This window comes from Azoarcus sp. CIB (genome assembly GCF_001190925.1).
Classification (GTDB): domain Bacteria; phylum Pseudomonadota; class Gammaproteobacteria; order Burkholderiales; family Rhodocyclaceae; genus Aromatoleum.
Genome location: NZ_CP011072.1, coordinates 445,182 through 457,237 on the forward strand (window position 1 = coordinate 445,182; position 12,056 = coordinate 457,237).

General features: G+C 69.2%; 14 protein-coding genes. 4 read left to right on the plus strand and 10 right to left on the minus strand.

Features of this window, described 5'->3' with window-relative positions; all coding sequences use genetic code 11:
• Nucleotides 1–7: 7 nt before the first annotated feature.
• Nucleotides 8–364 carry a divalent-cation tolerance protein CutA gene (cutA, locus tag AzCIB_RS01810; protein ID WP_050414323.1) on the minus strand — a complete coding sequence of 119 codons (357 nt, stop codon included), beginning with the start codon at nt 362–364 and terminating at the stop codon, nt 8–10.
• 125 nt (nt 365–489) lie between these two features.
• Between cutA and AzCIB_RS01815 the strand changes: the two genes are divergently transcribed.
• From AzCIB_RS01815 to AzCIB_RS01825, 3 genes are all read left to right on the plus strand, one after another.
• The gene (locus tag AzCIB_RS01815) at nt 490–1,062 is read left to right on the plus strand and encodes a DUF2946 family protein (protein ID WP_050414324.1); all 573 of its coding nucleotides are present in this window, start codon (nt 490–492) and stop codon (nt 1,060–1,062) included.
• 14 nt (nt 1,063–1,076) lie between these two features.
• Nucleotides 1,077–1,820, plus strand: coding sequence for a Mut7-C RNAse domain-containing protein (locus tag AzCIB_RS01820; RefSeq protein ID WP_050414325.1), 744 nt, complete (start codon nt 1,077–1,079; stop codon nt 1,818–1,820).
• 191 nt (nt 1,821–2,011) lie between these two features.
• Nucleotides 2,012–2,461, plus strand: a complete 450-nt coding sequence (locus tag AzCIB_RS01825; RefSeq protein WP_050414326.1) for a PAS domain-containing protein — start codon at nt 2,012–2,014, stop codon at nt 2,459–2,461.
• A gap of 26 nt (nt 2,462–2,487) precedes the next feature.
• Here the strand turns inward: AzCIB_RS01825 and AzCIB_RS01830 are convergent, their stop codons facing one another.
• The 4 genes from AzCIB_RS01830 to AzCIB_RS01845 all read right to left on the minus strand — a co-directional run bounded on the left by AzCIB_RS01830 (nt 2,488) and on the right by AzCIB_RS01845 (nt 6,504).
• Nucleotides 2,488–3,687: an ABC transporter substrate-binding protein gene (locus tag AzCIB_RS01830; protein ID WP_050414327.1), complete on the minus strand. Its 1,200-nt coding sequence runs from the start codon at nt 3,685–3,687 to the stop codon at nt 2,488–2,490.
• Nucleotides 3,688–3,787: 100 nt separating this feature from the next.
• Nucleotides 3,788–4,933: a DUF3108 domain-containing protein gene (locus AzCIB_RS01835; RefSeq protein WP_050414328.1), complete on the minus strand. Its 1,146-nt coding sequence runs from the start codon at nt 4,931–4,933 to the stop codon at nt 3,788–3,790.
• A 116-nt stretch (nt 4,934–5,049) separates the two neighbouring features.
• The gene (locus AzCIB_RS01840) at nt 5,050–5,454 is read right to left on the minus strand and encodes a VOC family protein (RefSeq protein WP_050414329.1); all 405 of its coding nucleotides are present in this window, start codon (nt 5,452–5,454) and stop codon (nt 5,050–5,052) included.
• A gap of 78 nt (nt 5,455–5,532) precedes the next feature.
• The gene (locus AzCIB_RS01845) at nt 5,533–6,504 is read right to left on the minus strand and encodes a LysR family transcriptional regulator (protein WP_050414330.1); all 972 of its coding nucleotides are present in this window, start codon (nt 6,502–6,504) and stop codon (nt 5,533–5,535) included.
• Nucleotides 6,505–6,641: 137 nt separating this feature from the next.
• On the opposite strand from AzCIB_RS01845, the gene AzCIB_RS01850 reads away from it, so the two are divergent.
• A complete protein-coding gene (locus tag AzCIB_RS01850; protein WP_050414331.1) occupies nt 6,642–7,280 on the plus strand; it encodes an NAD(P)-dependent oxidoreductase in 639 nt (212 codons plus the stop codon).
• On the opposite strand, the gene AzCIB_RS01855 is transcribed toward AzCIB_RS01850, so the two are convergent.
• The 5 genes from AzCIB_RS01855 to AzCIB_RS01875 form a co-directional block, all read right to left on the minus strand.
• Nucleotides 7,274–9,097 carry an ankyrin repeat domain-containing protein gene (locus AzCIB_RS01855; RefSeq protein ID WP_050414332.1) on the minus strand — a complete coding sequence of 608 codons (1,824 nt, stop codon included), beginning with the start codon at nt 9,095–9,097 and terminating at the stop codon, nt 7,274–7,276. The two genes, AzCIB_RS01850 and AzCIB_RS01855, sit on opposite strands and share 7 nt — an antisense overlap.
• Before the next feature lie 83 nt (nt 9,098–9,180).
• A complete protein-coding gene (locus AzCIB_RS01860; protein WP_083446846.1) occupies nt 9,181–9,447 on the minus strand; it encodes a MoaD/ThiS family protein in 267 nt (88 codons plus the stop codon).
• Nucleotides 9,447–10,565: a beta propeller repeat protein gene (locus tag AzCIB_RS01865; RefSeq protein ID WP_050414333.1), complete on the minus strand. Its 1,119-nt coding sequence runs from the start codon at nt 10,563–10,565 to the stop codon at nt 9,447–9,449. Before AzCIB_RS01865 ends, AzCIB_RS01860 begins: the two co-directional genes overlap by 1 nt.
• 146 nt (nt 10,566–10,711) lie before the next feature.
• Nucleotides 10,712–10,996, minus strand: a complete 285-nt coding sequence (locus AzCIB_RS01870; protein ID WP_050414334.1) for a hypothetical protein — start codon at nt 10,994–10,996, stop codon at nt 10,712–10,714.
• A 235-nt stretch (nt 10,997–11,231) separates the two neighbouring features.
• Nucleotides 11,232–12,008 carry a ferredoxin--NADP reductase gene (locus tag AzCIB_RS01875; protein WP_050414335.1) on the minus strand — a complete coding sequence of 259 codons (777 nt, stop codon included), beginning with the start codon at nt 12,006–12,008 and terminating at the stop codon, nt 11,232–11,234.
• Nucleotides 12,009–12,056: the final 48 nt, after the last annotated feature.

Sequence of the window (12,056 nt, forward strand, 5' to 3'; positions counted from 1 at the left end):
CGCCGCTTCAGGAAGCGTCCGGGGCTGCGTCTGCGTTGTCGGGTTGCGGGGCGGTTTCCGCGGCGACCCAGTCGAGGTAGCCGGGCAGGCCGCGCATGACAGGGACCGCGATGATTTCGGGAAGTTCGTAGGGATGGTTCTCGCGGATCGCTGCCTCGAGTTCCGCGTAGCGCACGGGCGTGGTCTTGATCAGCAGCGGGACTTCGGTCGCGCTCTCGATCCTGTCCTGCCAGCGGTACACCGAGCGGCAGGGGGCCAGGACGTTCACACAGGCCGCCAGGCGGCGTTCGACCAGCAGCGCGGCGAGCGCGTCGGCGCAGGCGGCGTCGGGACAGTTCGTGAGGACGACAAGCGCTTCGGTCATCGCAGGGCACTCCGCATGGGCAATCGCGGGATTGTCCCAGACTCCGGCGCTTCGCGCATGCGCGGCCGGGTTCTGCCCGCGGCCGCGGCGCGCTATCCTGAGATTTTCGCCGGAGTTCCGCCGTAATGACCAACAGCCCCGATCCCGCCGCGCTCGCCCGCTGGCCCGACGTCCCCGCCTGCTACGATTGGCTGTCGCTCGACCGTCGCGGCACGTGGCGCCTGCAGGGCGAGGCGGTCGCGCACGCGGGGCTGGCGGGCTTCCTGAACGCCGCCTACGGCCGCGACGAAGCGGGCAACTGGCTCGTGCATAACGGGCCGCAGCGGGTGTATGTGGCGCTCGACTACGCCCCCTGGGTGTTGCGCCTGCATCCGGACGGCAGCCTGACGACGCACACCGGGGCCGGGGTCGCGGCCGTTGCGGCGGCGTACCTCGACGAGGAGGGCAATGTGCTGCTGGACACGGATCTCGGCGCCGGCCTGCTCGACGACCGCGACCTCGCGGCTTTCCTCGCCCAGTGCCGTCGCGCCGATGGCAGCGTGGCCGACGACGAGGCGCTGCTCGGCGTGATGGCGGGCGGCTCGGGGGGGGCGTGCCAGGTGAGGTGCCAAGTGAGGTGGCGGGATCTGCCGCTGCAGGCGGTCGCGCGCGCGGCGGTGCCGGCGCGCTTCGGCTTCCGGGCGCGGCCGGCGCCCTGATCCGGAGTGCGGCGATGGTGTCGGCGCGTTTCCGCTTCTACGAGGAACTCAACGATTTCCTCGCGCCGGAGCGCCGCTATCGCGACATCACGGTGCCGTGCGCGCGCGCCGCGACGGTCAAGCACATGATCGAGGCGCTCGGGGTGCCGCACACCGAGGTCGAGCTGGTGCTGGTGAATGGCGAGTCGGTGGGCTTCGACCGACTCATGCAGGACGGCGACCGCGTGTCGGTGTATCCGCGCTTCGAGGCCTTCGACATCACGCCGCTGCTGCGCGTGCGCGAACATCCGCTGCGTACGACGCGCTTCGTCGCCGACGCCCACCTCGGCGGCCTCGCGCGCCTGCTGCGCATGACCGGTTTCGACACGCTCTACGACAACAACTTCGCCGACGAGGATATCGAGGCTATCGCCGCCCACGACGGGCGAATTGTGCTCACGCGCGACCGCGCGCTGCTCAAGCGCCGCACGATCACGCACGGCTGCTACGTGCACGCGCTGAAGCCGGAGCTGCAGTTCGCGGAGATCCTCGCGCGCCTGGATCTCGCCCGCAGCGCGCGCCCCTTCACGCTGTGCCTCGCGTGCAACGCGCCGCTGCATGCGATCGACAAGGCCAGCATCGAACACCTGCTGCCGGAGGGCGTGCGCGCGCGCCACGCGCGCTTCAGCACCTGCGACGTGTGCCGGCGGGTGTTCTGGGAGGGGACGCACTGGGTCAAGATGCGGGCGCTGATCGGGCGACTCCTTCCAGGCGCTTGAGCGCGATCACGGTCGGGCATGCCAGTGGGGAAAGGGTGTTGCCGGTGTGAAATATCCGTGTTTCGGGGATGGCATACTCCGATGTAAAGTTTTGTTGCCTACGGCATACGGGCCCGCGACGGTGCGACACTAAGGCACGCAACGGGCGACTCTTGCGTTCGGCCGCAGCGAAGCAAAGGAATACACACCATATGCTCCCGTCCGACCTCCCTTCCGGTATCGATACGCTGGTGCGCTACGGAGAGCTTCTCTCCGGGCTCGACATCGGGATCCTGTCGCATTCGTCGGACGGTATCGCGGAGTACGCGAACGACGCTGCGCGCACCTGGCTCGGCTTCGGGGGCTTGTCCGGACTGGGGCTCGACAACACGTGGTCCCTGCTGGGCACCGATGGTAGCCACCTGGCGTTGTCGGAGCTCCCCGCGGTGCAGGTCTTGTGCGCCGGCAGCCCCGTGACGGGGCGCGTCGTCGCGCGCCTGGTCGGTGGCGAAGTGCACCTGCTGCGCATGGATGCGATCCCCATTCCGGGCTCCGACGGCCGCCTCGAGCGCGTCGTGACCGCGTTCCGCGACGTCAGTGCCGGTCGGCTGGCTCCGGGGGCGGACGAGTGCGGGAGCACCGGAGACTCATCGGCCGCGTAGCCCCCGTCCCTGCCCTGTGGCAAGGCTCAGCGCCTTGCCGGCCTCGCGAGCGGAACAAGCACGTCCTGCGCCGTGTAGCGCGCCATGAACACCTGCTCGGGACCGAGCGCGTCATGGCGATCGGGTGTGAACGGGCGCTCGTAGTGGCGTACCAGACCCGGATAGGGGGGCAGTTTTTCCATCGCATCGCGCACTTTTGCGCGGTCGGCCGAGCCGGCGCGCGCGATCGCCTGCGCCAGCAGGTGTGTCAGGTCGTAGGCATGGGCGACACCGGCCGGCGCACGGACCTGTTCCGCGCCGCCAATTCCGTAGCGGGTCTTCAGCGCCGCGAGCACGCGCTTCGCGGCGGGCGTGTCCAGGCCGATGAAGCTGAAGGTCTGGATCACCGCGAAATCGACCTGGTCGAGTGCCGGGCCGGTCAATTCGGCGAATGCTCCGCCGGTGACCCCCCAGTGGCTGACGATCGGCAGCCGTTCGGACGGCGGCAGTGCGGCCACCTCGCGCACGAGCAACGCGCCTTCGGCTTCGTTGGCGACGAAGATGATCGCCTGGGCGCCGGCTGCGCGCAGGCTGCGATATTGTTCCATCAGCGACGGGTCGCCCCAGTTGTACCAGTGTTCGCCGACGATGCTGACGCCGGCCGCCGTGGCCGCGGTGACGAGCGCGTTGCGGTTGCTGCGCCCCCAGCCGGTGTTGGGCAGGAGGATGCCGACGCGGCTTGCCCCGCGCTCCTTGCGTGCGAACTTGAGCATCGCGGGCGCGGCCCACGCATCCTTCAGTGATAGACGGAAGCTGTAACTGGGGCGATAGGCGTTTTCGGTGATCGGATCGGCGGAGCCCCACGGGTCGAGCATCAATACGCCGAGCTGGTGAGCGACGGGCAGCCATTCGAGGAACACGGGACTGAACTTGCCGCCGAACACGCCCACGAGATCGGGCATGGCGGCGAGTTCGCGCAGGTTGTCGACGGCGACGGCCGGTAGCGCGCGGTTGTCGCGCGTCACCAGCGCGAGCTTGCGACCGCCCAGCACGCCGCCCGCAGCGTTGATTTCATCGATCGCGATCTCGATGCCCTGCTGGATGGCCTGTGCCGACGTGCTGGTCTTGTGGCCGAACTCGGCGTCGAGGCCGATCAGGACCGGGGGTTGTCCGGCGGCGGGGGCGGAAACGAGGCTCGCGAGCAGCGTGAGCGCGGCGAGTAGCGCGCCCATGGTCTTGGAAAACATCGGGACGGGAGCCGGTTCGCAGTGCCGGTGGTGTCGGAAGAGCGGCTATTGTGTCCGTCCGGCAAGCGTTCTGGCAACCCGGATGCCATGTGCTCCGGGATCAGCGTGCTGCTGAGGGCATCGATTCGCGACTGACCATCACCTCGGTGGCGACGAGGTAGTAGACGACGCCTTTGGCGTCGATCGTGCGGATCAGCACGGGCAGGCCGAAGTGGTCGGTGGCGAGCCAGACGTCGGTCATCTCGCGCGCGCTACCGTAGCGGGCGCGGATGTGGCGGGCACGCCAGGCCTGGCCGAAGGGCAGGTGCACGGTCTCTTCGCCGATCGTTTCGAGCTGGAAGCTGCGCAGCGCGCCGCCCGCGGTGACGGGCAGCGTGCCGCTGGCCGTGGCGCCGGGGTAGCCGAGCTGGTAGAGCAGCGACAGCATGTCCTGCGCATTGTCGGGCAGGGAGTCCGTGGTGCCGGCGCTGCGGAATTCGCCTGCAGTGCGGTCGAGCTCGGCGAGGACTTCGCCGGGGCGTCCGTCCTCGCGTTCGGTGAAACGCTCGGGGCGCAGGCCGGTCTCGGTGATCCGGCCGGTGCTTTCGCGCAGCTTGCGCCCCGGACGGAACCACGGGATCGCCGCCACGGCGGTCGGCTCCACGAGCTCGGAGATGCGGTAGTTGCCGTCGTCGGCGACTTCCCACTGGTGCGTCGCCTTGCCCATGGGGAGCTGCTTCTCGCCCATCAGCGCCATGTACGCGATGCGGCCGGCGCGCGGCCAGGCTTGGCCTCCGCTGCCGGCGACCGGTGTGGCTTCGGCGGCTTGCGCGGCTTCCGCGGTGGTGGGCGATTCGGTTGCCGGCTCTGCGGCGTCCGTCGCGGTTTCGGGGGCGGCTTCGGCAACCGGTTCGGGTGCCGGCTCAGGCTCGGGGGCGGGCGGCGGCTCGGCTGCGACGGGTTCCGGCGCGGTCTCGGGCTGCTCGACCGGCTTGTCCGAAATGTTCGCCTGCGCCGTCTTCGGCTCCGCGGGCGGACGCGGCGGCTTCTTCTTCGCGGGCGGCGGTGCGGGCGGGGGCGACTCGCTCACTGCGATCTGCGGCGCCGTGCGCACGAGCGTCACGTCGAGCCGTTGCAGGTCGGGCAGGGGGCGCAGATCGACCTGCGGGCCGATCAGCACCGCGAGATGCAGCGCGAGCGACAGCGCGATCCCCAGCAGCAGGGGGCGCGACAGCACGGGAGAGGGGGCAGGCGTCGGTTGGGTCATTGATTGCTGCCCGCCACGGCCGCGAGCCGGATGACGACCGCATTGATTGGGCGGGCGGCCGCAATTCTAGCGCGACTTCGCCGTCCGTGCCGCGGGGGCGCAAAAAAGCGCCCGCTTCAAGCGGGAACAGCGTCCGGTTCCATGTAGACGAGCTCCCAGGTGTGGCCGTCGAGGTCCTCGAAGGCGTGTTCGTACATGAAGCCGTGGTCCTTTTCCTCGCGCGCGATCGTGCCGCCCGCGGCAACCGCCTTCGCGACCAGATCCTTGACGTGCTTGCGGCTGTCGCAGGACAGGCAGATCAGCACCTCGGTGCTCTGCTTGGTGTCGCAGATGGTTTTCCGTGTGAAGCCGCGGAAGAAGGGCTCAACGAGCAGCATCGCGAAGATGTTTTCCGCGATAACCATGCACGCCCCATTGTCGTTGCTGAACTTTGGTTCGAAGGTGAAGCCGAGTGCGGAAAAGAACTCACGCGTCCGCGGCAGGTCGCGCACCGGGAGATTCACGTAGATCTGTCTGGCCATGTCGGCATCCTTGGGACGAACATGGTTCAACATAGTCAAGGCGAAGTGATTTGCAATTGCAGTTACGCGTCGTGATGGTCACGTTTCGGGCCTGTCTGCGCCGTTCGCGAGCGCCGTTGCAGGGGGCGTGCCGAAGCATTGTTCGAGCCGTTGCTGCAAGCGGCGGCGGTAGAAGTCGACGAACTGCCGCGCGTGCGCGGGCTGGTGCCGGCCCGGCGCATACACCGCGTACAGACCGCCGCCGGGCGGCGTCCATTCGGGCAGCAGGCGCACCAGCCGGCCGCTCTCGATGGCCGGCCGGGCGCTGAACTGGTCGAGCGCGGAAATGCCGGCGCCGCCTTCGAGCAGCGCACGCAGCGCCGCGGCAGAATCGGCGCGCAGGTGCCCGCGCGTGCGCACGCTGCAGCTTTCCCCGTCGGCATGGGTGAAGGTCCAGGTCAGCGGCGTCGGCAGCAGCGTCAGGGCGACCCATTCGTGGCGCGCGAGCTCTTCGGGGTGCTGCGGCTGTCCGGCGCGTGCAAGATAGTCCGGGGCGGCGACGATGTACTGCGCGAAATCCGCGAGCTTGAGCGCGCGCATCGACGAGTCGCGCAGCCAGCCCATGCGGAAGCTCACGTCCAGGCCTTCCTCGACGAGATCGACGACCTGGTCGCTGGTGCGCAGGTCGATATGCAGCTGCGGGTGCCGTGCCGCGAACTCGGCGACGACCCGGCCGAGGGATTGCTCCGCGTGATCGACGGTGCAGCCGATGCGCAGGGTGCCGGTCAGCTCCGCGGACGGGCTGCCGAGCTGCACGAGGGCTTCCTCGATGCCACGCAGCCGCGGCACGCATTCGGCGTAGAGCGTGTGGCCGGCCTCGGTGAGGGCGACGCGGCGCGTGGTGCGGCTGACGAGGCTGATCCCGAGCTGCGTCTCGAGGCGGCCGATCTCGATGCTGACCTTGGCTTTGGCGATGCCGAGCCGGTCGGCCGCAGCGGTGAAGCCGCCGGCTTCGGCGACGGCGGCGAAGATCAGCAGTCCGTTGAGGTCGATGCGGTCCGCGACAGCCATGTGATGCCTTCTTTGTCTGTTAATTGAAAACAGTGAATTCTGAACTGGATTGTTTTTGAAAACAATCCGCAGTGTGATGATGGCGCCGTTGCAGCAATCGACCTCCACTTGCATCGCTCTCTACCAAGGTGACATCCATGAACATCGTTCTCATCGGCGCATCCGGTTATGTCGGCTCGGCCCTGCTGAAGGAGGCCCTCGCGCGCGGCCATCGCGTGACCGCCGTCGTCTCCAATCCCGCAAGGCTCGTGGGCCAGCCCGGCCTCGAAATCGTCCAGGCCGACGTGCTCGACGGCGCGGCGCTCGCGCCGCAGCTGCAGGGTCACGACGCGGTCGTGAGCGCCTTCAGCGGCCACGCGCAGGCGGACGTGTATGGCTACTACGTGCAGGGCATGCGCGCGATCATCGCCGCGGCGAAGCAGGCGCGCGTGCCGCGGCTGCTGGTCGTCGGCGGGGCGGGGAGCCTCGAGGTGGCGCCGGGCGTGCAGCTCGTCGACACGCCCGAATTCCCGGCGCAGTGGAAGGGCACGGCCGAAGGGGCGCGCGAGGCGCTGACGCTGCTGCGCGCCGAGCCGGAACTCGACTGGACGATGCTGAGTCCCTCGGCCCACCTGGAGCCGGGCGAGCGCACCGGCCGTTTCCGCCTCGGTACCGACCAGCTGCTCGTAGATGCGCAGGGCGAGAGCCGCATCTCGGTCGAGGACTACGCGGTCGCGATGATCGACGAGCTGGAGCGCCCGGCGCACTCGCGGCGGCGCTTCACGGCCGGCTACTGATCGCGGGCGGGCCGCGCCGGCGGAGCGCCCAGGGTGCGCAATACGCCGTTGTGCCCGCCCTTCGCGGCGAGGCTGGCGGCGCTCGCGCCGTCCTCATTGAGGGCGCGCGGATTGGTGCCGCGGGCGAGCAGTGCGCGTACGTAATCGTCGTTGCCGACCTGTGCGGCAACCATGAGTGCGGTCCAGCCGTTCTTCGTCGTGGCCTTGGCGTCGGCGCCGCGCTCCAGCAGCAGGGGCAGCACCTCGTTCCTGCTGCCGGCGGCGCGGATCAGCGGTGTCGCGCCGGAGTCGCTGCGCGCATCAAGCTCAGCGCCGGCGTCGAGCAGGCGGCGTGCAATCGTCGCCTGCGCGCTGCCGTAGCCGCCCGCGGCGGCCATCAGCGCGGTCTCGCCGCGGCCGTTGCGCGCGCCGATCGCAGCGCCTTTCGCCAGCAGGGCGTCGACGACCGCCGCATGGCCCCCCGCGGCGGCGGCCATCAGGGCCGTGTGCTCGCGGATGCCGCTCGGATCGGCGGTCGCGGCATTCACGTCGGCCCCCTTCTCGATCAGGAACAGCGCAACTTCGGGTGCGGGTTTGTGGAGCGCGAGCAGCAGCGGCGTCGGTTGCCAGTCCGCCATCGAGCGCGTGCGTGCTTCGACTTGCGCGCCCTTGTCGAGCAGGAGCTGCACGAGTTCGAGCTGCCGCTTGAGGTCTTCGCCCTCCTGACGGCTCGCGTCGACCGCGCGGTGCAGCGGCAGCCAGCCGTCAGGCTTGTCGGGGTTGGGGTTCGCGCCGCGCGCGAGCAGTTCGCGCACGGCGTCGAGCTTCAGCGCGCCGGCGGCAAGACCCAGTGCCGTATCGCGGTTTTCCTCGCGGTAGTCGACCTCCGCGCCGAGCTCGAGCAGGCGTTTCATGACCGCGAGATCGGTGTCGGCGGCGGCGACCATCGCGCGGTTGACGGCTTCGTGCGAGGGCTTTTGCGCGAGCAGCATCTCCAGCACCTCGGCCCGGCCGGCGCCGGCGGCCCACGGCAGGGCGCGATCCACGCCCGCACCGGCCTTCACGAGTTGCTGCGCGAGGGCGAGGTGGCCCGCGCCCGCTGCGCGCATCAGCGCCGTGACGTCGCCCGCATCCACGCTGTCGACCGGCATGCCGGCGCGCAGATACAGCGCGACCGCGTCGGCGTCGTTCTTCTCGGCGAGCTCGACGAAGGTCGCGGGATCCCACGCGAGGCCCATCTGGTTGATGCGCACGCGCACCTTGTCGGGCGTGTCGACGACCAGCGGGTAGGCCCACAGGCCGACGAGGAGTGCCGCCACGAGCGCGACCGCCGCCTGCAGCGGGCCCTGGCGCAGCAGGCGGAAGAGGGTGTGGCGCCAGCCCGGCGCGAGGATGCGGATGAGCTCGGTGAGGTCGCGGTCGAAGCTCGTGTTGCGGATCTCGAAGGCGTTGCGCTGGGCGAGCGGCGCGAGTCCGCCGGGCAGGTCCTGCGCGCGCGGCATTGCGGCGTCCTGCAGCAGCACCGGGATCACGCGCATGCCGCGCTTGAGCGCGCCGAGGATTTCGATGCGCACGAAGTCGCCGTCGTCGGCCAGGCGCCAGCGTCCCTCGTCGTCGGTCGCGGTGAGCCAGCGCGGGCCGATCAGCACCAGCAACACGTCGGCCTGGCGGATCCTGTGCCGGATCGCCTCGACGAAGTCCTCGCCGGCGGGAATCGCGTCGACGTCGCGGAACACGCGCTCCCGGCCGAACTGCCCGACGAGGCGGTCGAAGATGCGGCCCGCGTCGCCGCTGGCGTCGTCCCGCCGGTAGCTGATGAAGATCGCCGGATTCGCCATCGCTTCGCCCCCGTCTGTGCGTGCGCCTGCACCGGTCGTGGCGGCGGCCCGATGCGACCGGAATGTGCCCGACAGTATGCAGCCTAGCCGCCGCTCAGCGCGCCGACAACGAGGAGTTCGTCGCCGTCGGCGAGCGCGTGCGACAGCGCGAGGGCGGGCTGGCGGTTGATGAAGAAGCGCACGTGCGGACGGATCGCGCCGTGTTCGTCGACCACGCGGAAGCGCAGGCCGGGATGGCGGCGGTCGAGGTCGTCGAGGACTTCGCCCAGCGTCGTGCCCTCGGCGACGAGTTGCGACTGGCCGCCGGTGTAGCTGTAGAGCTGGCCGGGGACGACGACGCGGATGCTCATCACGCGGGCGCGGCGAACTCGACGGAGAAGATTTCCGGCAGGTGCTCGGCGAGGCACAGCCAGGTGTCGCCCTCGTCGTGGCTGCCCCACAGCTCGCCACAGGTGGTGCCGAAATACAGCCCGAGCGGCTTGCCGGCGTCGGCGCAGAAGGCCTGGCGCTTCACCGTCCACCAGGCGTGGCCGCGCGGCAGGCCGTTGTCCTGGCGCTCCCAGCTTTCGCCGCCGTCGCGGCTGCGATACACGGCAGGCTTGCCGCCGGGCGAGGTGCGCGGCCAGTTCTCGTTGCCGTCCATCGGGAACACCCACAGCGTGTCGGGGTCGCGCGGATGGAGCACGATCGGGAAGCCGATGTCGCCGATCTCGGCGGGCATCGCGCGGCCGATGCGTTGCCAGCGGTCGCCGGGGCGGTCGAGGCGGTAGATGCCGCAGTGGTTTTGCTGGTACAGGCGGTCCGGGGCGAGCGGATGCAGCGCGACGCGGTGCGGATCGTGGCCGACGTCGGCATCGGGGTCGGGGAGGAAGTCGGCGGCGATGCCGCGGTTGAGTGCGCGCCAGTTCGCGCCGGCGTCGGTGCTCTCGAAGGTGCCGCCGGAGGACACTGACACGTACAGGTGGCGTGCGTCGCGCGGGTCGATGCAGATCGAGTGGAGCGGCGGGCCGCCCGGAATCGGGCCGATGACCTCGCGCAGGTTGGGCAGCAGTTCGTGGTTGAAGCCCGGTACTTCCTGCCAGGTGTCGCCGCCATCCTCCGAGCGGAAGAGCCCCGGCGGCACGGTGCCGGCATACCATACGCCCGGCTCCGAGGCGTGGCCCGGGGCGAGCCAGAAGACGATGTCCACGCTCGCCGCCTTGGGGTCGGCCGACGGCGCGAAGGCGGGCGGTCTGGTCGCCTCCTGCCAGCGCTCACCGAGGTCGGTCGAGCGGAACACCGTGGGGCCCAGGTGCCCCGGACGCGTGCCCAGCAGCAGCGTCTTGCGGTCGCGCGGGTCGAGCACCATGTGGTGTACCGCGGAGCCGAGGAAATGCGGCCCGGTGAGGCGCCACTCGCGCCGCCCGGCGTCGCTGTGCAGGAGGAACGCACCCTTGCGCGTTCCGATCAGCAATACGATCTGGTCCATGCGCTCGCCCTCCTAAGACTCTCAGGATAGTCGCTGAGGATGACGAAACAAGCACGACGGCGTTAGGGGTTTTGCGCTCGCTGCCGTTGTTCCTCCCCCTTGAAGGGGAGGAAGCAACCGTGCCGGGGTCGGGAGCGCGTGTCTTCTTACTTGGCTGCCTTCATGTCGGCCTGGCACTTCTTCATGAAGGAGTTCTTCGCTGCGCCGGCGAGCGCCTTGCCGTTCTTGTCGAGGGCCTTCGCCGAGCATTCGGTGTTCACGGCCTCGGTGTGGCACTTCTTCATGAAGGACGACTTGGCGGCGCCGACGAGCGCCTTGCCGTTCTTGTCGATGGCCTTGGATTCGCACATCGAATCGCCGGCGGGGGCCTGCGCGAAGGCCGAACCGGCGACGAACAGGCTGGCGAGAACGGCGGTGATCAAGCGGGACATGCGGGTATCTCCTTGTTGTACGGGGTACGTCGCACGGAGCATATGCGTCCTGCCGCCAGCGGCGTTCCGTAGTGGTTGTGTCGAGAGCTGCGGTCATGCACCTGCGTGCATCAATATAACGCGCGATTACCCGATGCGGGTGACAACGATTGCCGACGAGCGATGCGCGCCGCGCCGCTGAAAAAGCGAAAGGGCGCCGGAGCGCCCTTTTGGTCCTGCCGCCGGTTGGGCAGGATTACTTTTCGACGAAGGCGTGTTCGATGACGTAGTCGCCCGGCTCGCCGATGCGCTTCGACATCTTGAAGCCGCGGCGGTCGAGCAGCTCGCGCGAGCTCTTGAGCATCGCGGCGCTGCCGCAGATCATCACGCGGTCGACGGCGGGGTCGAGCGGGGGCAGGCCGATGTCCTCGAACAGCTTGCCGCTTTCGATCAGGTCAGTGAAGCGGCCCTGGTTGCGGAAGGGTTCGCGCGTCACGGTGGGGTAGTAGATCAGCTTCTCGCGCACCGCTTCGCCGAGGAATTCATGCTGCGGCAGTTCGTGCGTGATGTAGTGCTCGTAGGCAACTTCGCTGACGTGGCGCACACCGTGGATCAGGACGACCTTTTCGAAGCGGTCATACACGTCGAGGTCGCGGATCACGCTCATGAAGGGGGCGAGGCCGGTGCCGGTCGAGAACAGGTACAGATGCTTGCCGGGTAGCAGGTCGTGCAGCACCAGTGTGCCGGTCGGCTTGCGCGAGACCAGGATGTCGTCGCCGGGCTGCACCTTTTGCAGGCGCGAGGTGAGCGGGCCGTCGGCCACCTTGATGCTGAAGAACTCGAGGTTCTCCTCGTAGTTCGCGCTGGCGATCGAATAGGCGCGCATCAGCGGTCGTCCCTCGACTTCGAGGCCGATCATCACGAACTGGCCGTTCTCGTAGCGCAGCGCGCGGTCGCGCGTCGTGGTGAAGGAGAACAGCGTGTCGTTCCAGTGATGCACGCTGACGATCTTTTCGGTGATGAAGGCGGCCATGTCCGGTCTTTCGATTCAGGGATGTGAGGTGCGAATTTTACTGTTGCA

Excerpts from the sequence above, each read along its gene's own strand:
- AzCIB_RS01815 (WP_050414324.1), top strand. The coding sequence starts at position 490 with ATGACCAACAGCCCCGATCCCGCCGCGCTCGCCCGCTGGCCCGACGTC.
- AzCIB_RS01875 (WP_050414335.1), bottom strand. The coding sequence starts at position 12,008 with ATGGCCGCCTTCATCACCGAAAAGATCGTCAGCGTGCATCACTGGAAC.
- AzCIB_RS01820 (WP_050414325.1), top strand. The coding sequence starts at position 1,077 with ATGGTGTCGGCGCGTTTCCGCTTCTACGAGGAACTCAACGATTTCCTC.
- AzCIB_RS01850 (WP_050414331.1), top strand. The coding sequence starts at position 6,642 with ATGAACATCGTTCTCATCGGCGCATCCGGTTATGTCGGCTCGGCCCTG.
- AzCIB_RS01825 (WP_050414326.1), top strand. The coding sequence starts at position 2,012 with ATGCTCCCGTCCGACCTCCCTTCCGGTATCGATACGCTGGTGCGCTAC.
- AzCIB_RS01870 (WP_050414334.1), bottom strand. The coding sequence starts at position 10,996 with ATGTCCCGCTTGATCACCGCCGTTCTCGCCAGCCTGTTCGTCGCCGGT.
- AzCIB_RS01865 (WP_050414333.1), bottom strand. The coding sequence starts at position 10,565 with ATGGACCAGATCGTATTGCTGATCGGAACGCGCAAGGGTGCGTTCCTC.
- AzCIB_RS01830 (WP_050414327.1), bottom strand. The coding sequence starts at position 3,687 with ATGTTTTCCAAGACCATGGGCGCGCTACTCGCCGCGCTCACGCTGCTC.
- AzCIB_RS01845 (WP_050414330.1), bottom strand. The coding sequence starts at position 6,504 with ATGGCTGTCGCGGACCGCATCGACCTCAACGGACTGCTGATCTTCGCC.
- AzCIB_RS01840 (WP_050414329.1), bottom strand. The coding sequence starts at position 5,454 with ATGGCCAGACAGATCTACGTGAATCTCCCGGTGCGCGACCTGCCGCGG.
- AzCIB_RS01835 (WP_050414328.1), bottom strand. The coding sequence starts at position 4,933 with ATGACCCAACCGACGCCTGCCCCCTCTCCCGTGCTGTCGCGCCCCCTG.
- AzCIB_RS01855 (WP_050414332.1), bottom strand. The coding sequence starts at position 9,097 with ATGGCGAATCCGGCGATCTTCATCAGCTACCGGCGGGACGACGCCAGC.
- cutA (WP_050414323.1), bottom strand. The coding sequence starts at position 364 with ATGACCGAAGCGCTTGTCGTCCTCACGAACTGTCCCGACGCCGCCTGC.
- AzCIB_RS01860 (WP_083446846.1), bottom strand. The coding sequence starts at position 9,447 with ATGAGCATCCGCGTCGTCGTCCCCGGCCAGCTCTACAGCTACACCGGC.